At 71.0% G+C, this 19200-nt stretch carries 17 protein-coding genes; 14 read left to right on the forward strand and 3 right to left on the reverse strand.

Going from position 1 to position 19200, the window contains the following annotated elements; all coding sequences use genetic code 11:
• The first annotated feature begins 34 nt into the window (after positions 1 to 34).
• The 9 genes from ACH4U8_RS27155 to ACH4U8_RS27195 all read left to right on the forward strand — a co-directional run bounded on the left by ACH4U8_RS27155 (position 35) and on the right by ACH4U8_RS27195 (position 9149).
• Positions 35 to 973 carry a DUF2520 domain-containing protein gene (locus ACH4U8_RS27155; protein ID WP_360313062.1) on the forward strand — a complete coding sequence of 313 codons (939 nt, stop codon included), beginning with the start codon at positions 35 to 37 and terminating at the stop codon, positions 971 to 973.
• Positions 970 to 1830, forward strand: coding sequence for a pantoate--beta-alanine ligase (panC, locus tag ACH4U8_RS27160; RefSeq protein WP_360313064.1), 861 nt, complete (start codon positions 970 to 972; stop codon positions 1828 to 1830). Before ACH4U8_RS27155 ends, panC begins: the two co-directional genes overlap by 4 nt.
• On the forward strand, positions 1827 to 2258 hold the full coding sequence (gene panD / locus ACH4U8_RS27165; protein WP_360313066.1) for an aspartate 1-decarboxylase: 432 nt from the start codon (positions 1827 to 1829) through the stop codon (positions 2256 to 2258). The genes panC and panD overlap by 4 nt, the downstream gene beginning before the upstream one ends.
• Positions 2255 to 3904 carry an L-aspartate oxidase gene (locus ACH4U8_RS27170; protein WP_379988785.1) on the forward strand — a complete coding sequence of 550 codons (1650 nt, stop codon included), beginning with the start codon at positions 2255 to 2257 and terminating at the stop codon, positions 3902 to 3904. Before panD ends, ACH4U8_RS27170 begins: the two co-directional genes overlap by 4 nt.
• Positions 3901 to 4791: a carboxylating nicotinate-nucleotide diphosphorylase gene (nadC, locus tag ACH4U8_RS27175; protein WP_395780797.1), complete on the forward strand. Its 891-nt coding sequence runs from the start codon at positions 3901 to 3903 to the stop codon at positions 4789 to 4791. Before ACH4U8_RS27170 ends, nadC begins: the two co-directional genes overlap by 4 nt.
• Before the next feature lie 104 nt (positions 4792 to 4895).
• Positions 4896 to 5684: a type III pantothenate kinase gene (locus ACH4U8_RS27180; RefSeq protein WP_020549599.1), complete on the forward strand. Its 789-nt coding sequence runs from the start codon at positions 4896 to 4898 to the stop codon at positions 5682 to 5684.
• Positions 5685 to 5779: 95 nt separating this feature from the next.
• Entirely contained in the window at positions 5780 to 6802 is a 1023-nt protein-coding gene (locus ACH4U8_RS27185) for a hypothetical protein (protein ID WP_395780799.1), read from the forward strand.
• A gap of 99 nt (positions 6803 to 6901) precedes the next feature.
• A complete protein-coding gene (gene lysX / locus ACH4U8_RS27190; protein WP_395780801.1) occupies positions 6902 to 8410 on the forward strand; it encodes a bifunctional lysylphosphatidylglycerol synthetase/lysine--tRNA ligase LysX in 1509 nt (502 codons plus the stop codon).
• A gap of 109 nt (positions 8411 to 8519) precedes the next feature.
• Entirely contained in the window at positions 8520 to 9149 is a 630-nt protein-coding gene (locus tag ACH4U8_RS27195) for a GDSL-type esterase/lipase family protein (RefSeq protein WP_360313078.1), read from the forward strand.
• 55 nt (positions 9150 to 9204) lie between these two features.
• Here the strand turns inward: ACH4U8_RS27195 and ACH4U8_RS27200 are convergent, their stop codons facing one another.
• The gene (locus tag ACH4U8_RS27200; protein WP_395780803.1) at positions 9205 to 10017 is read right to left on the reverse strand and encodes a M23 family metallopeptidase; all 813 of its coding nucleotides are present in this window, start codon (positions 10015 to 10017) and stop codon (positions 9205 to 9207) included.
• A 288-nt stretch (positions 10018 to 10305) separates the two neighbouring features.
• Between ACH4U8_RS27200 and ACH4U8_RS27205 the strand changes: the two genes are divergently transcribed.
• The 4 genes from ACH4U8_RS27205 to ACH4U8_RS27220 all read left to right on the forward strand — a co-directional run bounded on the left by ACH4U8_RS27205 (position 10306) and on the right by ACH4U8_RS27220 (position 13031).
• Entirely contained in the window at positions 10306 to 10662 is a 357-nt protein-coding gene (locus tag ACH4U8_RS27205) for a BlaI/MecI/CopY family transcriptional regulator (RefSeq protein ID WP_360313082.1), read from the forward strand.
• Between the two features lie 307 nt (positions 10663 to 10969).
• Positions 10970 to 11695, forward strand: coding sequence for a DUF11 domain-containing protein (locus tag ACH4U8_RS27210; RefSeq protein ID WP_395780805.1), 726 nt, complete (start codon positions 10970 to 10972; stop codon positions 11693 to 11695).
• 254 nt (positions 11696 to 11949) lie between these two features.
• On the forward strand, positions 11950 to 12459 hold the full coding sequence (locus ACH4U8_RS27215) for an amino-acid N-acetyltransferase (RefSeq protein WP_360313086.1): 510 nt from the start codon (positions 11950 to 11952) through the stop codon (positions 12457 to 12459).
• 230 nt (positions 12460 to 12689) lie between these two features.
• Positions 12690 to 13031 carry an Lsr2 family protein gene (locus ACH4U8_RS27220; RefSeq protein ID WP_355542767.1) on the forward strand — a complete coding sequence of 114 codons (342 nt, stop codon included), beginning with the start codon at positions 12690 to 12692 and terminating at the stop codon, positions 13029 to 13031.
• Between the two features lie 112 nt (positions 13032 to 13143).
• Here ACH4U8_RS27220 and ACH4U8_RS27225 read toward each other — a convergent pair whose 3' ends face one another.
• A complete protein-coding gene (locus tag ACH4U8_RS27225; protein ID WP_360313088.1) occupies positions 13144 to 13857 on the reverse strand; it encodes an SCO3374 family protein in 714 nt (237 codons plus the stop codon).
• 460 nt (positions 13858 to 14317) lie between these two features.
• On the opposite strand from ACH4U8_RS27225, the gene ACH4U8_RS27230 reads away from it, so the two are divergent.
• On the forward strand, positions 14318 to 16840 hold the full coding sequence (locus ACH4U8_RS27230) for an ATP-dependent Clp protease ATP-binding subunit (protein ID WP_355542773.1): 2523 nt from the start codon (positions 14318 to 14320) through the stop codon (positions 16838 to 16840).
• Between the two features lie 96 nt (positions 16841 to 16936).
• On the opposite strand, the gene ACH4U8_RS27235 is transcribed toward ACH4U8_RS27230, so the two are convergent.
• Positions 16937 to 19114: an MMPL family transporter gene (locus ACH4U8_RS27235; RefSeq protein ID WP_395780807.1), complete on the reverse strand. Its 2178-nt coding sequence runs from the start codon at positions 19112 to 19114 to the stop codon at positions 16937 to 16939.
• Positions 19115 to 19200 lie beyond the last annotated feature (86 nt).

The following is a 19200-nucleotide window of genomic DNA, read 5'->3' on the forward strand; positions in this document are numbered from 1 at the left end:
ACCCGCCGCGGACTGGAACGGAAGGCTCGCTCGCGTGAACAACGACATCACCGCACGTCCGCATCCGCACGGCCGCTCGCCCGACCCCGCCGACCGCCCCGCGCGGCTGCGCGTGGGAGTCGTCGGCACCGGTCGCGTCGGCCCGACCCTGGCCGCCGCCCTCGCCCTCGCCGGGCACTCGGTGGTGGCCGCCTCCGGCGTCTCGGAGACCTCCCGGCGCCGTGCCGAGGACCTCCTGCCGGGTGTCCCGCTGGTCGCCCCGCAAGAGGTGATCGCGGCCTCCGACCTGACCCTGCTCACCGTGCCCGACGACGCGCTCGAAGCGCTCGTGCGCGGCCTGGCCGAGACCGGCGCGATCAAGGCCGGTCAACTCCTGGTGCACGCGTCCGGCCGCTACGGCGTGGACATCCTGGAACCGGCCACCCGCGCCGGCGCGCTGCCGCTCGCGCTGCACCCGGTGATGACCTTCACCGGCAGCACCATCGACCTCGAACGGCTGGCCGGCTGCTCCTTCGGGGTCACCTCGCCCGAGCCGCTGCGCCCGGTCGCCGAGGCGCTCGTGGTGGAGATGGGCGGCGAACCCGAGTGGATCGAGGAGCGCGACCGCGCGCTCTACCACGTGGCCCTGGCCAACGGCGCGAACCACCTGGTCACCCTGGTCGCCCAATCGCTCGAACTGCTCGGCGCGGCCGGCGTCCGGGCCCCGGGCCGGATGCTCGGACCGCTGCTCGGCGCCGCCCTGGACAACGCGCTGCGCGCCGGCGACCAGGCGCTCACCGGCCCGGTGGCGCGCGGCGACGCGGGCACCGTGGCCGCGCATGTGGCCGAACTGCGCCGGGTCTCGCCCGAGGCGCTGGCCGCGTACGTGGCGATGGCCCGACTGACCGCCGACCGCGCGCTGAACGCCGGCCTGCTCAAGGCCGAGTCGGCCGAGGCGCTGCTGGGCGTGCTGGCCGAGGGAGGCCGACCGTGACCGCCGTACGCCTGGCCCGGACCGCGTCCGACCTGGCCGGTGCGGACCGGCCCGGCGGCCCGCGCGCCGTGGTGATGACGATGGGCGCGCTGCACCAGGGCCACGCGGCGCTGATCCGGGCGGCGCGCGCGTTCGTCGGCCCGACCGGCCACGTCGTGGTCACCGTGTTCGTCAACCCGCTCCAGTTCGGCGCGGGCGAGGACCTGGACCGCTACCCGCGCACCCTGGACGCCGACCTGGAACTGAGCGGGGAGGCGGGCGCCGACGTGGTGTTCGCGCCCTCGGTGGACGAGGTGTACCCGGGCGGCGAACCGCGGGTGCGGATCACCGCCGGACCCACCGGCGCGGTGCTCGAAGGGGCCTCCCGGCCCGGCCACTTCGACGGCATGCTCACCGTGGTCGCCAAACTCCTGCACCTGACCGTGCCGAAGGTCGCCTTCTTCGGCGAGAAGGACGCCCAGCAACTCGCGCTGATCCGGCGCATGGTGCGCGACCTGAACTTCCCCGTCGAGATCGTGGGCGTGCCCACCGTCCGCGAACCCGACGGGCTGGCCCGGTCCAGCCGCAACCGCTACCTGTCCGAGGCCGAACGGGAGATCGCGCTCTCGCTCAGCCGGGCGCTGGACGCGGGCGCCCGGCGCGCCGACGACGGTGCGGGCGCCGTGCGCGCCGCCGCCGAGGACGTGCTGCGCGCCGTGCTGAAACCCGACTATGTGGAGTTGGTCGACATCGACGACTTCACCCCGGTGGCCGCCGACCACGCCGGCCCGGCGATCCTGGCGATCGCGGCCCGCGTGGGCGCCACCCGGCTCATCGACAACGCCCGACTGAAGATCACGGGAGTCCCCCGGTCATGATGCGCACGATGTTCAAGTCCAAGATCCACCGCGCGACGATCACGCAGGCGGACCTCCACTACGTCGGCTCGATCACCATCGACGAGGATCTGCTCGAAGCCGCCGACATCCTGCCCGGCGAACTGGTGCACGTGGTCGACATCGACAACGGCGCCCGCCTGGAGACCTACACGATCGCGGGCCCGCGCGGCACCGGCGTGATCGGCATCAACGGTGCCGCGGCCCGCCTGGTGCACACCGGCGACCTGGTGATCATCATCGCCTACGCCCAGGTCACCGACGCCGAGGCGCGAGCGATGAAGCCGCGCGTGGTGTTCGTGGACGCGACCAACACGATCACCGGCACCGGCCACGACCCGGCCGAGGCGCTGCCCGGCGGCGAGACGCTGCGCGGCGACCGCGTGGTCGGCGACCGGGCCGCGCAATGAACACGCCCGCACTGCCCGCGCGCCTGGCCGCCCCCGATCCCGGGTGGAACGTGCGCGCGGATGTCATCGTGGTCGGCTCCGGGGTGGCCGGCCTGACCGTCGCGTTGCGTGCGCGCCGGGCCGGCCGGGTCCTGTTGGTGACCAAGGCCCAGCTCGACGAGGGCTCCACGCGCTGGGCGCAGGGCGGGATAGCCGCCGCGCTCGGCGAGGGCGACACCCCCGAACAGCACCTGCGCGACACGCTCGTGGCCGGGGCCGGACTGTGCGCCGAGGACGCGGTCCGGGTGCTGGTCACCGAGGGCCCGGACGCGGTGCGCCGGCTGATCGACACCGGCGCCGAGTTCGACCGGGGGCCGGACGGCGACGTGCTGCTCACCCGCGAGGGCGGCCACCTGCGCAACCGGATCGCGCACGCGGGCGGCGACGCGACGGGCGCCGAGATATCGCGGGCGCTGGTGGCCGCGGTACGGGCCACGCCGGACATCGAGGTGATCGAGAACGCGCTCGTGCTCGACCTGCTCAAGGACGCCTCCGGGCGTGCCTGCGGGGTCACCCTGCACGTGATGGGCGAGGGCGCCCGGGACGGGGTCGGTGCCGCCCTGGGGCGCGCCGTCGTGCTCGCCACCGGCGGCATGGGCCAGGTCTTCTCGTCCACCACGAACCCGTCGGTGTCCACCGGCGACGGGGTCGCGCTCGCACTGCGTGGCGGGGCCGAGGTCACCGACCTGGAGTTCGTGCAGTTCCACCCGACCGTGTTGTGGCTCGGCGCGGGCGCGGAGGGCCAGCAGCCGCTGGTCTCCGAGGCGGTCCGCGGCGAGGGCGCCCATCTCGTGGACGCGGCCGGCATCCGGTTCATGACGGACCGTCATCCGCTCGGCGAGTTGGCCCCGCGCGACATCGTGGCCAAGGGCATCATGCGCCGAATGGCGGAAACCGGCGCCGAACACATGTACCTGGACGGTCGGCATTTCGGCGCGGACATGTGGAAGCACCGCTTCCCGACCATCCTGGCCGCCTGCCGCGCGCACGGGATCGACCCGGTGACCGAGCCGATCCCGGTGGCGCCCGCCGCGCACTACGCGAGTGGAGGCGTGCGTACCGACCTGCACGGACGGACCAGCGTGCCCGGGTTGTACGCGTGTGGGGAGGTGGCCTGCACCGGTGTGCACGGTGCCAACCGGCTCGCCTCCAACTCGCTGTTGGAGGGCCTGGTCTTCGCCGAGCGGATCGCGGCCGATCTGGCCCGGGACATGCCGCCGTTCGCCGCGCCGGTCGCCCCCGAGGGCCCGGCCGGGCTGCTCGCCGAGGACGTCCGGCTGCGCCTGCAACGCGCGATGACCTCGGGCGCAGGGGTGCTGCGCGACGCGGCCGGACTGGCCGACACCCGGGGCGCGTTGACCGCCTTGGCCGCTCGTACCAGCACCGATCCGTGCACGCAGACGTGGGAGACCACCAACCTGCACCTGGTCGCGAGCGCGCTCACCCGGGCCGCGTTGCTCCGCGAGGAGACGCGCGGCTGTCACTGGCGCGAGGACCGTCCGGACCTCGACGACGCCCGGTGGCGCGGCAACCTCGTCACGTCGCTGCGCGAGGGTGCCCTGCACGTCGCCTACCAGGCACACGAACCCAAGGAGTCGACCGCGTGAGCACCGTCAAGCTGTCCGCCGATCTCACGTCCCGCCTGGCCGAGGCCGGGCTCGACCCGCTCGCCGTCGCCGCGCTGGTGACCGCCGCCGTCGCGGAGGACCTCGACGGCGGAGTGGACGTCACCTCGGTGGCCACCGTGCCCGAGGACGCGCGCGGTCACGCCGAGTTCACCGCGCGCGGAGCGGGCGTGGTCGCGGGCCTGCCGGTCGCCGAGGCCGTGCTCGAACTGGTCTGCGGCGCCGACCTGGTGCTCACCCGACACGTGCGCGACGGCGACGTGGTGACGCCCGGCACGGTGTTGTTCACCGCCGAGGCGAGCACCCGCGCGCTGCTGACCGCCGAGCGGGTCGCGCTGAACCTGCTGTGCCGGCTGTCCGGCGTGGCCACCGCCACCCGCGCGTGGGCGGACACGATCGAGGGCACCGGTGCCTCGGTCCGGGACACCCGCAAGACCACGCCGGGCCTGCGTGCCCTGGAGAAGTACGCGGTGCGCTGCGGCGGCGGGGTCAATCACCGGATGTCGCTGTCCGACGCGGCGATGGTCAAGGACAACCACGTGGTCGCCGCGGGCGGTGTCGCCGAGGCGTTCAAGGCCGTGCGGGCGGCCTTCCCGAACGTGCCGGTGGAGGTCGAGGTGGACCACCTCGACCAGATCCCGCCGGTGCTGGACGCGGGCGCCGACCTGATCCTGCTGGACAACATGACGCCGGATCGTATGCGGGAGGCGGTGGCCCTGGTCGCCGGTCGGGCCCGACTGGAGGCGAGCGGCGGCCTCACCCTGGAGACCGCCCGCGAGGTCGCCGAGACCGGTGTGGACTACATCGCGGTCGGCGCGCTCACCCACTCCGCCCCGATCCTGGACGTCGGCGTGGACCTGCGCGCCTGAGCGACCGGTACCGTTCACCGGATCAGCACTCCCCGTCCCGCCCCCCTTTCCGAAGCCGCGCTCCGTCCCCCACGGCCCGAGCCAGAACACCAAGGACGCCCACGATGTTGCTCACCATCGACGTCGGTAACTCGCATACCGTGCTCGGCCTGTTCGACGGTGACGAGATCGTCGAGCACTGGCGCATCTCGACCGAGGCCCGGCGGACCGCGGACGAACTCGCCGTCGTCCTCGCGGGATTGCTCGGCCAGCACCCGCTGATCGGCGCCGACGGCATCGACGGCATCGCGATCTGCTCCACCGTGCCGTCCGTGCTGCACGAAATGCGCGACATGGTGCGGCGCTATTACGGCGACATCCCCACGGTCGTCGTCGAACCCGGGGTCAAGACCGGTGTGCCGGTCCTGATGGACAACCCCAAGGAGGTCGGCACCGACCGGATCATCAACGCGCTCGCGGCGGTCAAGTTGTACGGCGGCCCGTGCGTGGTGGTCGACTTCGGCACCGCGACCACCTTCGACGCGGTCAGCACCAAGGGCGAGTACGTCGGCGGCGCGATCGCCCCCGGCATCGAGATCTCGGTGGACGCGCTGGGTGCGCGCGGCGCGCAGTTGCGCAAGATCGAGCTGATGCGTCCGCGCAGCGTGATCGGCAAGAGCACGGTCGAGGCGATGCAGGCGGGCATCCTGTACGGCTTCGCCGGGCAGGTGGACGGCGTGGTCAAGCGGATGGCGGCCGAACTGTCCCCGGACGACCCGGACGCGGTCACCGTGGTGGCCACCGGCGGACTGGCGACGCTGGTGCTGGGCGAGGCTTCGGTGATCGACGTGCACGAGCCGTGGCTGACCCTGATCGGCCTGCGGATGGTCTACGAGCGCAACGCGGCGGTCTGAGCGGGCCGGCTGCGGGGCCGGCTCCCGATCCCAATCGGAAAAAAACACGCATGAAATAAACCGGATTGTCCATCTCGCCGCATACAGTGCGTGCTATGCCGACGCCACATGGTGACCAGGGGATGGCCTTCAGCGCGCACGAGGTGCGGGTGCTGTGTCGCGCGCTGACCGCCGCGTTGCGCGGCGGTCGCGACGCGGTCGACTTCTGGTTGCTCGGCCGGGCGATCGCCGAGGCGCAGGACGAGCGCGACCGGCTGCGCGTGTTCATGACGGCCGAACTGCGGCGCTATCGGGCGGCGATGCCCGGCAGCGCGGCCGGCTTCCTGTCCTGCCTGCGCAACGCGGTCGACGAGGTCGCGCACATCCCGTCCGCCGAGGACCTGGCCGCCCTGCGCAGCACCGTCGACCTGCCCTGCGGCGAACACGAACGAGCAAGCCGCGTAGCGCTGTTGCACCGCTGCACCCACCTCGCCGAGGCCGCCCTCGAACAACGCCTCACCGCCCGAGCCCACCGCCGCGCCACCGCCCGGTCCGCCCGCCCCGACCCCCTGGACATCCTCATCCCGACCCGCCCCCGGCCCGCCTTCGCGACACCACCCGCAGCGAGGCCGACCGCCCCCGAGCCGGCGGCCACCCCGGAACCGGCGCCGGCCCCCGCGCCCCGGGAAGCCACACACGGACCGGTCGACCCCCACGAAGCGGCTGCCCCCGACCACGAGAGCGCGGTCCACGAGACCGCAGCGCCCCCGAGCCACGACCTCCTCGATCCCGAAGCGGCCGAACCGGCGGCGGCCGAGAGCGAGGGGCCGGCGGGCGAGATCACCGAACGTGTGGTCTCGGCCCGGGAGTCCGCCGAATCCGAGGCGGCACCACACCGAGCCGCGGCCGAGGAGACCACGGCCGACGAATCCCCGAGGGGCGAGCCTCCCGCTCCGGAGCCCGCCGAAGCCGAGGACATCCGACCCCGGTCGGCCGAACCCGAGGCGGACGCCGGCACCGATCCCGACGACCCCGCCCCGGCCCGGGAGACTCTTTCCCCGGTCATTCCGCACCGCCGCCAGGGCCGCGTCCTGGGCCAGTTGCCCGCCCCCGAAGTCCTGCAGACCGGCACCGGCTGAGCCGCGCCGGCACGTCGTGCGGCGTTCGGGCGGCGGATGCGCCCGGGGCCGGACGGATATCGGTTCGGGGAGGTGGTTGGCCATGGGTAGCCTTGTCCCGTGACCGAGCAGAGCGCAGCGCAGCCGCAGATCGACGACCTTCCCGAGCAGATGCGGGTTCGCCGCGACAAGCTCGATCGGCTCCGAGCCGAGGGAACCGACCCGTACCCGGTCGGATTCCCCCGCAGCACGACGGTGGCGGCCCTGCGCGCGGAGTTCGACGGTCTCGAAGCCGATGTGGAGACCGGGCGCCGCGTCGGCATCACCGGCCGGGTGGTGCTGTATCGCACCGGCGGCAAGTTGTGCTTCGCGACCCTGCGCGACGGCGACGGCGACATCCAGGTGATGGTCTCGCTCGACGGCGTCGGCGCCGAGTCGCTGGCCGCCTGGAAGAGCGACGTCGACCTGGGCGACCACGTCGGCGTCGAGGGCCAGGTCATCACCTCCCGCCGCGGCGAGCTGTCGATCATGGTCGACTCGTGGGCGATCACGTCCAAGTGCCTGCGTCCGCTGCCGGACAAGCACAAGGGCCTGACCGACCCCGAGGCCCGGGTCCGCCAGCGCTACGTCGACCTGATCGTCAACGACGAGTCGCGCGCGATGTTGCGTACCCGCAGCCGGATCGTGCGCTCGATCCGCGAGTGGTTCGACGCCAGGGACTTCCTGGAGGTCGAGACCCCGATGCTCCAGCCGGTACACGGCGGCGCCACCGCGCGCCCGTTCGTCACCCACATCAACGCGTACGACATGGACCTCTACCTGCGCATCGCGCCGGAGCTCTACCTCAAGCGCCTGGTCGTCGGCGGCGCCGAGAAGGTCTTCGAGATCAACCGCAACTTCCGCAACGAGGGCGCGGACTCGACGCACAACCCCGAGTTCACCATGCTCGAGGCGTACGAGGCGTACGGCGACTACAACACGATGGCCACGCTCACCCGCGAGATGTACCAGCACGTCGCCCAGGCCGTGTTCGGCACGCACACCTTCCGCTACGGCGACCGCGAGGTGGACATCTCCGGCGAGTGGCGCGAGATCACCGTCTACGGTTCGGTCTCCGAGGCGCTCGGCGAGGAGGTCACCCCCGAGACGCCGATCGAGGCGGTGCGCAAGCTCGCCGACGCGCGGGAGATCGAGTACGACAAGGCGTGGGGCCAGGGCAAGTTGGTCCAGGAGATCTACGAGGCGCTGGTCGAGCACACCCTGGCCGAGCCGACCTTCGTCCGCGACTTCCCGATCGAGACGTCCCCGCTGACCCGCCAGCACCGCAGCACGCCGGGCGTCGCGGAGAAGTGGGACCTGATCGGCTTCGGCATGGAGTTGGGCACCGCGTACTCCGAGCTGGTCGACCCGGTCGAGCAGCGTCGCCGGCTCACCGAGCAGTCGCTGCTCGCCGCGGGCGGCGATGTCGAGGCCATGCGGATCGACGAGGACTTCCTGCGCGCGCTGGAGTTCGCGATGCCGCCGAGCGGCGGTCTGGGGCTGGGCATCGACCGGATGATCATGGCCTTCACCGGTCGCGGCATCCGCGAGACGATCCTGTTCCCGCTGGTGAAGCCGACCACCGACTGACGGGTCGGCCCGCGCTCGGGAGCCCCTTCGGTGACGGATCGTCGTCCCCGAGGGGGCTCCTGTCGCATTCCCGGGCGCGTCACCCGTTCGTACGCATAGGGTCGGCCGCATGGAAGCAGCCCCCGATCTCCGGATCTGCGTCGCCGGTGATTCGTTCGTCCAAGGCGTCGGCGATCTCGCCGGCGGCGGATGGGTCGGCCGCCTGGCGGCCGAGTCCCGTCGCCGGGGCCGGCAATTGACCGCGTACAACCTCGGCGTGCGGTTGGAGACCTCGGCCGACGTCGCGGAGCGCTGGTACGGCGAGGCCGTCCCGCGCATGCGGCACGCCGACGGCACCGGCATGGTCTTCGCGTTCGGCGTCAACGACGTCAAGGTCGAGCGCGGCCGCCGTCGGGTCGGGCACGCGGACAGCGTCGCCAACCTCGACGCGATACTGGACACCGCCACCGGCGCCCGCTGGACCTGCCTGGTCGTCGGCGCACCACCGGTGCCCGGCGAGCCGAACGGCGGCGAGGACGCGCTCGCTCTGGAGGACGCGTACGCGAAGACGTGCGCCGCGCGCGGCATCACCTTCGTGCCCCTCCAGCACACCCTGCGCGCGGACCCCGAGTGGTGGGCGAGCATCGACGCCTACGGCGACGGGGCGCACTGCGACTCGACCGGCTACGCCAAGCTCGCCGCGCTGATCGCCGAAGGCGGCTGGTGGGACTGGCTGGACTCGCTCGCGGTCGGCCGCTGACGGATCGGCCGACGTGGGCGTGGTCGAGCGGTCCGGTGATCCCGGAGCGCGGTGATCAGGCCGCGACGCCCTTGCCGGACAGCCAGGTCTTCGGGTCCACGGCCGCGCCGCCCTTGGGGTGCACCTCGAAGTGCAGGTGCGGCCCGGTGGAGTTGCCGGTGGTACCGACGTAGCCGATCACCTCGCCGGCGGCCACCGAACCGGAGGTCTTCGCGAACCGGGACTGGTGGCAGTACCAGGTCTGGGTGCCGTCGGGGTGGGTGATCACGATCCGGTTGCCGAACGCGCCGGCGCTGCCCGCGGAGGAGATCTTCCCGGCGGCGGCGGCCTTGATCGGCGTACCGGAGCGGGCCGCGAAGTCCAGGCCGGTGTGCGTGTGCGCCCAGCGCGAGCCGCTGTTGCCGAAGCGACCGGTCAACGTGTAGCCGGATGTCGGCACCACCCATCCCGAGGCCGCCCGCTCGGCCGCGACCCGGTCGGCCTCGGCCTGACGCTCGGCCTCCGCCGCCCGCTCGGCCTCCGCCTGGCGCTCCGCCTCCGCGACCCGCTCGGCCTCCGCCTGGCGCTCCGCCTCCGCTCGCGCGGCCGTCTCCGCGGCGGCCTGTCGCTCGGCCTCCCGCGCGGCGTCCAACGACGGACGCTCCTGCGAGCGTGCCGCGACGTCCGCGCCGCGATCGGCGAGCCACTGCGCGTTCTCCGGATCGGCGCCGGTCGAGCCGGCCGCGCGCGCATCGCCGGGGTCCGTCCCCGACACCTGCACCCCGGTGGTGACCGCGACGGCCAACAGCGCGAGACCGGCGACCACGATGACCGGACGGCGCGGACGCAACGCCTTCGGCCGCGCGGGGCGGTCGGCGGGCGTGGACATGGACGTGGGCGTGGACGGAGCTTCGGGGGAGTGCGGCACGAACACCTCGGTGAATCGACGACAGGGCCGCGATCAGTGGTAACAATTCACCGCACATCGACCAAGTCGTGACGGAGTGGACACTACGCGGCCACGTAGTAGTGCGTTCCGCGTTCCCGCATCCGCTCGCGCGGGGAAGGGCCGGATGCGACAAATCCGGACGAAGTCGCGTCTACGATGCTGCGTAGGGGATCGCTCGCCACGCGTGACGCAGCTCACGGTGCGACAAGGTTTCGGGAGGGTCCGACCATGAAGCGACTCGGCGAACTCGAGACCCGGGTGATGCTTCGCATCTGGCGGCTCAATCGCCCGTCCTCGGTGCGTGAAGTGCAGGAGGCGCTGCTGCCGGAGCGCGAGCCCGCCTATACGACGGTGATGACCGTGCTCGACAAACTCTTTCGCAAGGGCCTGTTGCGCCGCAGACTGCACGGCCGGGCCTATCGATACGAGGCCGTGTACTCCCGGGACGCCTATACCGCCGAGTTGATGCGCGCCGACTGGGCGGCCGGCGACAGCCGCGCCGGTGCTCTCGTGCACTTCGTCGAGGGCATGACGCCGGAACAGATCCAGGCGTTGCGCGACGCGTTGCGGGTGGCGCTGCCCTGAGTCGAATCGGCCGTTCGGAGGGGTCCGGTGCCTGGGCCGTACGGGGTCTTGTCAATTCGTTCGGCGCAGCCCGCAACGCTCCCGGCGCAACTCTGCGTAATCGTATTAATGATCTACGTAAGAAATGCGACTTCGGTACGGCGGAACGGAAAGTGGGCCGACACGATGCGAGTTAAAACCCGAGTGGGGCATGTCCTCGCGATGGCCGGCGTCCTGGTGGGCGCAACGCCGGCCGCGATCCCGGGCACGGTCGGTCGGGCGGGCGCGGCCCCGAGCGGCAGCCGGAACCCGTCACCACGTCGTACGGATGGACCACAACGCACGAGTGGAGCGGGTGGTCGTCCTCGCGGGTGTCCGGCACCCCACGCCCGCCGATGTGTCGGCCGACCCGCGCCATCGAATCGACCGAATGCGGGCGGAGTTCGGGCGGCGGCTGCAGAGCGCGCTCGCGGACCTGATGAGCGCGCTCGGCACGTCGTCGCCGGGTATCGCATTGCCGGACCTGCCCGGCCCGGCCGACTTCGGGGTGGGCACCGCCGCGGCGAAGCCGCCGAACCGGCCGCCGTTCCCGCCCACGCCGCCCACCTCGACCGGGCCGCCCGGCCGGCAGGTGGACCCGGCCCCGACGGCCAGGCTGGAATTGCGCCGCACGGCCGACCACGCGCAGGCCGAGCCGGGTGACGCGGTCACCCACACGGTGACGGTGCGAAACTCGGGCAAGGGCGAGGCGAACTCCGCGGTCGTGCGCAACACGTTGCCGGCAGGCGTGAAACCGATGGAATCCAAGCCGTCCCAGGGTGAATTCGACCCGGCCACCGCGCTGTGGAAGACCGGCCCGATCAAGGCCGGCTCCGAGGTCGTCCTGATTCTCGTACTCCGGGTCCCGCAAGGTGCGGCCGGAACCGAGATGACCGCTCGATCGAGTTTCATCAGCGCGCCGGGTGCCGAGCCGGTCATCCGCGACGCGTGCGGCGACGACGCCGAGGCGGCCTGTGCGAGCACGCGCGTGGCCGATTCCGCGACCCGGAAATGACCGGGGGAATCCGGCCATATCCGACCCGATCGCTCGATCCGATCACTGCGCCCGATGACTCCGCGGCCGTGCCGCGGGCCTCGGGTATCCGGTGCCGGATGTATCCGGATGTATGAAGAACGCGAGGTCCGGACGGTGCGAAACGCCGTCCGGCCCGCCGTCGTCGGTTGGGGTGTTTCCGCTACCAGCGGGGCAGATCGGTGGTAAACAGGGCGGAGCGGCGACGACTATCGTGATCGCGATAGCGTCACCCCATGGAAGTGACGATCCGACGTGCCAGAACGTCCGATGTGCGGGCCATTCGACGCCTTGTGGATGGGTACGTGGGGCTGCGTATCCTTCTGGACAAACCCACGGTCACCCTCTACGAGGATGTGCAGGAGTTTTGGGTTGCGGAGCGGGACACCGACAGCGAGGTGGTCGCCTGCGGGGCTCTGCACGTGATGTGGGAAGACCTCGCCGAGGTGCGCACTCTCGCGGTGGATCCGGTGTGCCGCGGCCACGGAGTGGGCCACCTCTTGCTCAGCAAACTCCTGGAGACCGCGCGTTGGCTCGGTGTTCGGCGGATATTCTGCTTGACCTTCGAGGTCGACTTCTTCGTGAAGCACGGCTTCGTCGAGATCGAGGAGACGCCGATCGACCGCGATGTCTACAGTGAACTGATGCGTTCGTACGACGAGGGCGTCGCCGAGTTTTTGGATCTGGAACGCGTCAAACCCAACACCCTTGGCAACACGCGGATGCTGCTCCATCTCTGGCAGTGATCTCGATCCGCGTAGACCGCGCGAGTGTGGTGGAGATCGCGTGACCCATGCCGGCGAACCCCTTGACGCTTCTTGCCGATGACGGTGTGGTGTGCGGTGAAGTGGCAACCACAAACCCGGTAACGTATTGCCGGCCGGACGGGTTCCGCGCGGGTGGGTTTGTATTTTCCCGCAGAAAGCGGTTTCCTTTTCTTGAGTTGGTTGAACCCTCCCGATGAAAGGGAATCCTGGTGGCACAGAAGGTCCAGATTCTTCTCGTTGACGACCTCGACGGCGGCAAGGCCGATGAGACGGTGACGTTCGCGCTCGACGGTGTCTCCTACGAGATCGACCTGAGCGCCACGCACGCAGAGCAGCTCCGCGCGGCCCTGACGACCTACGTCGAGGCCGGCCGCAAGACCGGTGGCCGGGTCGCCGCGCGCCGCGGCGTCCGCCAGGTGGTCAAGGGTGGTGCCGCCTCCGGCGACACCGCCAAGATCCGCGCCTGGGCCAAGGAGAACGGCTACGACGTGAGCGAGCGCGGTCGCGTGCCGGGCAACATTCGCGACGCCTACGAGAAGGCCCACGCCTGATCGTCGACGCCATCATCGAGCGGTGTCCTCCCCCGAACGAACCGGGGGAGGGCACCGCTCATGTCGTTTTTCCGGGGCCGGGGCGGCCCCGGAGCGCCGGCCCGGCCGTGCTTCAGGCCGGTACCGGGCGGTGGTGGGTCAGCGGCCTCGGCTCGGTGGCCCGCGGCCGGGGGAACAGCCGCACATGCTGGCACGCGTGCGCCAACGTGCTCAGCAGCCGGGTGACGTCCGGAAAGCGCACATCCACGTGCAGCACGGCGCCGAGGGCGGCGAGGTGCTCGACGGGGCGCACTCGGCCCGCGTCGACCGGCGGGCGCAACCAGCGCGCGTGCTCCCACGACCGGGGCCACGGCGCCCGCCACGTGGCCGGCCACGGCGACGGCGCGGCCACCGTGTCGCCCTCGCCGTACGCGCGCAGGTCCAGGTCCAGGTCGGCCCAGTCCAGCCAGTCCAGCAGGGCGGGCAGATCGTCCGCGACCCCGGGGGCCACGAAGAACTGGATCCGGCCGGTCCCGGTCGCGGCCACCGGCCCGACCGGGACGCCCAGCCGCTCGGCCCGGTCCAGGGCCCGGACGCCCGCCGCCCCGGGAACGTCCAGGACGTCGAACCGCACCCCGGCGGCCAGCCGGACCGACGCCGACGGGTCGGCCGCCCAGTGTCGCGAGAGCACCTGCGGATCGGTGGTCGCCACCGCGAGCCCGCCCTTCGCGTCGGCCGATCCCGGACCCGCCGGCCAGCCCAGGGCACGCGCGTACCAGAGGGCCTCGTCCAACGGGCCCGGCACGACGGGCGCCGAACGGGACGCGAAAACAAGCGTGGCTGCCATAACGTGTTCAACTCCGGGACGACAGCGAGGTTACGAAAGGTGATATGCCAACCGCGATGAGTGACATGTCGGGCGGGCCGGTCGCACCGGGCCTGCCCGAGTGCCCGTGTGGATGCCCGCACAGCGGTCGTGACCTGCCGGTATACGGCGGGTGTCGTCCTGGGTATGACCCGACCATGGAGGGGACTCGGGGAGGTGTGATCGGTGCCGTCGCCGGGTCGCGACGGGATCGGAAAATACCGCGTTCGCTTCTGGCGTACTCGGAATCGGCCTCAGGACGTGGCCGGCGGGAACACCGACACGCACCATCGGGTTTGACTAGTTGTCCAAAGCGGTCCGCAACACGTGGGTCGCACGTCTTCACGGACGAATCGAGCGGTCCTGCGTGCAGGACTAGCATGCGGAAGGACAGGGAGGGGACCGTCCCCGATCTGCACGACCGCTCTGAGGAGCGATAACGATGTTCGAGAGGTTCACCGACCGCGCGCGGCGGGTTGTCGTCCTGGCTCAGGAGGAGGCCCGGATGCTCAACCACAACTACATCGGTACTGAGCACATCCTCCTCGGCCTCATCCACGAGGGTGAGGGCGTCGCTGCGAAGGCCCTGGAGAGCCTCGGCATCTCGCTTGAGGCAGTGCGTCAGCAGGTTGAGGAGATCATCGGTCAGGGTCAGCAGGCCCCGTCCGGTCACATCCCCTTCACGCCCCGTGCGAAGAAGGTCCTCGAGCTGTCGCTTCGCGAGGCGCTCCAGCTCGGCCACAACTACATCGGCACCGAGCACATCCTGCTCGGCCTGATCCGCGAGGGCGAGGGCGTCGCCGCCCAGGTCCTGGTGAAGCTGGGCGCCGACCTCAACCGGGTCCGCCAGCAGGTCATCCAGTTGCTCTCCGGCTACTCCACCGGCAAGGAATCCGCCGCGCCGGGCGGCAGCGGCCAGGAGGGGACGCCTTCCACGTCCCTCGTGCTCGACCAGTTCGGGCGCAACCTGACCCAGGCGGCGCGCGAAGGCAAGCTCGACCCGGTCATCGGGCGCGAGAAGGAAATCGAGCGGGTCATGCAGGTGCTGTCCCGCCGCACCAAGAACAACCCCGTCCTGATCGGCGAGCCCGGCGTCGGCAAGACCGCCGTCGTCGAGGGCCTGGCCCAGGCGATCGTCAAGGGCGAGGTGCCCGAGACGCTCAAGGACAAGCAGCTCTACACGCTGGACCTCGGCGCGCTGGTGGCGGGTTCCCGCTACCGCGGTGACTTCGAGGAGCGGCTGAAGAAGGTGCTCAAGGAGATCCGCACCCGAGGCGACATCATCCTGTTCATCGACGAGCTGCACACGCTCGTCGGTGCGGGTGCCGCCGAAGGCGCGATCGACGCGGCGAGCATCCTCAAGCCGATGCTGGCGCGAGGCGAGCTGCAGACGATCGGCGCGACCACGCTCGACGAATACCGCAAGCACCTGGAGAAGGACGCGGCGCTCGAGCGCCGGTTCCAGCCGATCCAGGTCGCGGAACCGTCACTGCCGCACACGATCGAGATCCTCAAGGGTCTGCGCGACCGCTACGAGGCGCACCACCGCGTGTCGATCACCGACCAGGCCCTGGTGGCCGCGGCGACGCTCGCGGACCGGTACATCTCCGACCGGTTCCTGCCGGACAAGGCGATCGACCTCATCGACGAGGCCGGCTCGCGGATGCGCATCCGGCGCATGACCGCGCCGCCGGACCTGCGCGAGTTCGACGAGAAGATCGCCAACGTGCGTCGGGACAAGGAGTCCGCGATCGACGCGCAGGACTTCGAGAAGGCCGCGTCCCTGCGCGACAGCGAGAAGAAGCTGCTCGCCGACAAGGCGAAGCGGGAGAAGGAGTGGAAGGCCGGCGACATGGACGTCGTGGCCGAGGTCGACGAGGAACTGATCGCAGAGGTTCTCTCGACCGCCACCGGCATCCCGGTCTTCAAGCTGACCGAGGAGGAGTCGGCCCGTCTGCTCCGCATGGAGGACGAGCTGCACAAGCGGGTCATCGGCCAGAAGGACGCCATCAAGGCGCTCTCCCAGGCCATTCGGCGCACCCGCGCCGGACTCAAGGACCCGAAGCGTCCCGGTGGTTCGTTCATCTTCGCCGGCCCGTCCGGCGTCGGTAAGACCGAGCTGTCCAAGACGCTCGCCGAGTTCCTCTTCGGCGACGAGGACGCGCTCATCCAGCTGGACATGAGCGAGTTCTCCGAGAAGCACACGGTCTCCCGGCTGTTCGGTTCGCCGCCCGGATATGTGGGTTACGAAGAGGGTGGCCAGCTCACCGAGAAGGTCCGTCGCAAGCCTTTCTCGGTGGTTCTGTTCGACGAGGTCGAGAAGGCCCACCCGGACATCTTCAACTCGCTGCTGCAGATTCTGGAGGACGGTCGACTGACCGATTCCCAGGGTCGGGTGGTGGACTTCAAGAACACCGTCATCATCATGACGACCAACCTCGGCACGCGGGACATCTCGAAGGGCTTCGGCCTCGGTTTCTCCGGATCGTCCGACGTCAAGACCGGTTACGACCGGATGAAGGCGAAGGTCAACGAAGAGCTGAAGCAGCACTTCCGTCCCGAGTTCCTCAACCGTGTCGACGACACGATCGTCTTCCACCAGCTTTCCGAGGAAGACATCATCCAGATCGTCGACCTGATGATCGCCAAGGTGGACGAGCGGCTGCGCGACCGGGACATGGGCATCGAGCTGCGTCCCGCCGCCAAGGCACTGCTCGCCAAGCGGGGCTACGACCCGCTGCTGGGTGCCCGTCCGCTCCGGCGGACGATCCAGCGCCAGATCGAGGACAACCTCTCCGAGAAGATCCTCTACGGCGAGCTGCGCTCCGGGTCGATCATCGTGGTCGACACCGAGGGTGAGGGCAAGGACGAGCAGTTCACCTTCGAGGGCATGGAGAAGGCCCCGCTGCCGGACGCACCGCCCATCGAGGCGACCGGCTCGGGCCCGAACCTGACCAAGGAGTAGTCGGGTTCGCGGGAGACCGCGCACGACGACGAAGGGGCCGCCCCCGGGAAGTGATTCCCGGGGGCGGCCCCTTCGTCGTGGCGGTTCGGCGCCGGATCAGTGCACGCCGTCGGTGATTTGCTCGTCGGCTCGGCCTGCCGCTTCGGATCGCGCCAGCGGCACCGACTCGGCCGACTCGCGCAGGCCCACCCGGGCGTGCACCCGGCGCAGGAACCGCGGCGCGTACCAAGCGTGCCGGCCCAGCACGCGCATCGCGGCCGGCACCAGGACGCCCCGGACCAGGGTCGCGTCCAGCAGGATCGCCAGGGCCGCACCGAAGCCGAAGAGCTGCAGGAAGCTCACGCTGCTGGTCAGGAACGCCACGAAGGTCACCGCGAGCAGCGCCGCGGCGGTGGTGACGATCCGTCCGGTGCGTCCCAGCCCCTGCCGGACCGCGTCCTCGTCGGACGCCCCGGCGTCGTGCAGTTCCTTGATCCGGCTGGTCACGAACACCTCGTAGTCCATCGACAGCGCGAACGCGATGCAGAACAGCAGCACCGTCATCGAGGTGTCCATGGGCAGCGGGGTGAAGCCGAGCAGGTCGGCGAGATGCCCGTCCTGGAAGACCCACACGGTGATGCCGACCGCGGCCATGATGCTGATCCCGTTCAGGAGCAACGCGCGCAGCGGTTGCAGGATGCTTCCGGTGAACAGGAACAGCAGCACGAACGTACTGAGCACGATCAGCCCGAAGGCGAGCGGCAGCCGGTCGCCGATCGAGGTCTTGGTGTCGACCAGGCGCGCGTCCGTACCGCCGACCAGAGCCTCGGTGCGGTCCGGTGCGGGGACCGCCCGGACGTCGCGGACCAGGTCCTGGGCGGCGTCCGACTTGGCGGGCAGCGTGGTGATCACCGAGAGCAGGCGCGCGTCGGGTCGGATCCGGTCCGGCCCGGCGGTGTCCACCCGGGTCACGCCCGGCAGCGCGGCGAGCCGGCCCGCGTAGGCGTCCACCGGGGCCTGGGCGCCGGTGCCGAGCAGTACCACGTCCAACGAGCGGGTGTCGTCGAGGCTGTAGTCCGCGCGCAGCGTGTCGCCGACCTGACGGGCCTCGGTGCTCGTCGGCAGGACCCGTTCGTCGGGCGTGCCGAACTTGACCCCGAGCAACGGCGAGGCGGCCACCAGCAGCACCGCCAGCACCGGCAGCGCGGTGAGCGCGGGCCGCCTGGTGACGAAGCCGGCCAGCCGCGACCACACCGGCGCCTCGCCGCCCTGGACGCCTCGCACGCCCTTGATCCGCATCGACTCCACGCGCGGTCCGAGCACGGTCAGCAGGGCCGGTGCGATGATCAGCGCGGCGAGCGCGGAGATGATCACCACGCCGATGCCCGCGTACGCGAACGAGCGCAGGAAGTACTGCGGGAAGACCAGCAGTACGGCGAGCGCGGCGGCCACCGTCGCGGCGGAGAACAGGATGGTCCGCCCGGCGGTACGCAGTGTGCCCACCACCGCGTCGTGCAGATCGTGCCCCGCGTGCAGCAACTCGCGGTGTCGGGCCACGATCAGCAGCGCGTAGTCGATCGCCAGGCCCAGGCCCAGGGCCGTGGTCAGGTTGATCGAGAAGATCGACACGTCGGTCAGGCTGCCGAGAACGAACAACTCGGCGAAGGTGCCCATGATCGCGATGAACCCGATCACGAGCGGGACCAGGGCCGCGATCAGACTGCCGAAGGCGAGCACGAGCAGCAGCATCGTCAGCGGTATCGCGATCGACTCGGCGATCGCCAGGCTCTTGCCGACCTGTCCGTTGACGGCCGGTCCGATCGAGGCTTCACCGCCGATCCGGACCTTGAGCGGGCTGTCCGGGGGCAGTTGCGCGGCCTTGGGCAACTCGCTGACGTCGTCCTCGACCGAATGGGCGACGAGCAGTGCGCCGCGGCCCCCGTCGGCCTTGAGTCCGGGCGCGTTGGTGGTCCAGTAGGAGACCACCTGGTCGAAGCCGGGGGCGGCCGCGAGGGACGCGGTGAGGCGCCGGCCGGCCTCCGCGACGGCCGGTGCGTCGACGTTCGAGCCGTCTTTGGCGCGGACCTCGACCACCAGGTTGGGTCGGCCGCCGAAGGTGTGCTTGATCTCGTCCTGGGCCCGGGTGGAGGCCGAATCCGGTGCGTCGAACCCGCCCGACTGGAGCTTGCCGAAGGCACCGAAGCCGACCCCGGCCGAGACGAGCAACAACAACGTGCCGACCACGAGCACGGCGCGTGCTCGGCGGAATACGAGATCCCCTAGTCGTTCGAGCATGATCATCGACCTTCCATGTGGCCCGTGGGGAGACGGGTGCCGGAGCCGGAGACATCATGTTGACGGCGATAACAATGTTTGCATTG

The organism is Embleya sp. NPDC020886 (genome assembly GCF_044333915.1).
Lineage (GTDB): Bacteria > Actinomycetota > Actinomycetes > Streptomycetales > Streptomycetaceae > Embleya.

Bases quoted from the DNA above. Each gene is read 5' to 3' on its own strand.
- panD (WP_360313066.1), top strand. From the start codon at position 1,827: ATGATGCGCACGATGTTCAAGTCCAAGATCCACCGCGCGACGATCACG.
- ACH4U8_RS27170 (WP_379988785.1), top strand. From the start codon at position 2,255: ATGAACACGCCCGCACTGCCCGCGCGCCTGGCCGCCCCCGATCCCGGG.
- ACH4U8_RS27180 (WP_020549599.1), top strand. From the start codon at position 4,896: ATGTTGCTCACCATCGACGTCGGTAACTCGCATACCGTGCTCGGCCTG.
- ACH4U8_RS27185 (WP_395780799.1), top strand. From the start codon at position 5,780: ATGCCGACGCCACATGGTGACCAGGGGATGGCCTTCAGCGCGCACGAG.
- ACH4U8_RS27195 (WP_360313078.1), top strand. From the start codon at position 8,520: ATGGAAGCAGCCCCCGATCTCCGGATCTGCGTCGCCGGTGATTCGTTC.
- ACH4U8_RS27200 (WP_395780803.1), bottom strand. From the start codon at position 10,017: ATGTCCACGCCCGCCGACCGCCCCGCGCGGCCGAAGGCGTTGCGTCCG.
- ACH4U8_RS27205 (WP_360313082.1), top strand. From the start codon at position 10,306: ATGAAGCGACTCGGCGAACTCGAGACCCGGGTGATGCTTCGCATCTGG.
- ACH4U8_RS27210 (WP_395780805.1), top strand. From the start codon at position 10,970: ATGGACCACAACGCACGAGTGGAGCGGGTGGTCGTCCTCGCGGGTGTC.
- ACH4U8_RS27215 (WP_360313086.1), top strand. From the start codon at position 11,950: ATGGAAGTGACGATCCGACGTGCCAGAACGTCCGATGTGCGGGCCATT.
- ACH4U8_RS27225 (WP_360313088.1), bottom strand. From the start codon at position 13,857: ATGGCAGCCACGCTTGTTTTCGCGTCCCGTTCGGCGCCCGTCGTGCCG.
- ACH4U8_RS27230 (WP_355542773.1), top strand. From the start codon at position 14,318: ATGTTCGAGAGGTTCACCGACCGCGCGCGGCGGGTTGTCGTCCTGGCT.
- ACH4U8_RS27235 (WP_395780807.1), bottom strand. From the start codon at position 19,114: ATGCTCGAACGACTAGGGGATCTCGTATTCCGCCGAGCACGCGCCGTG.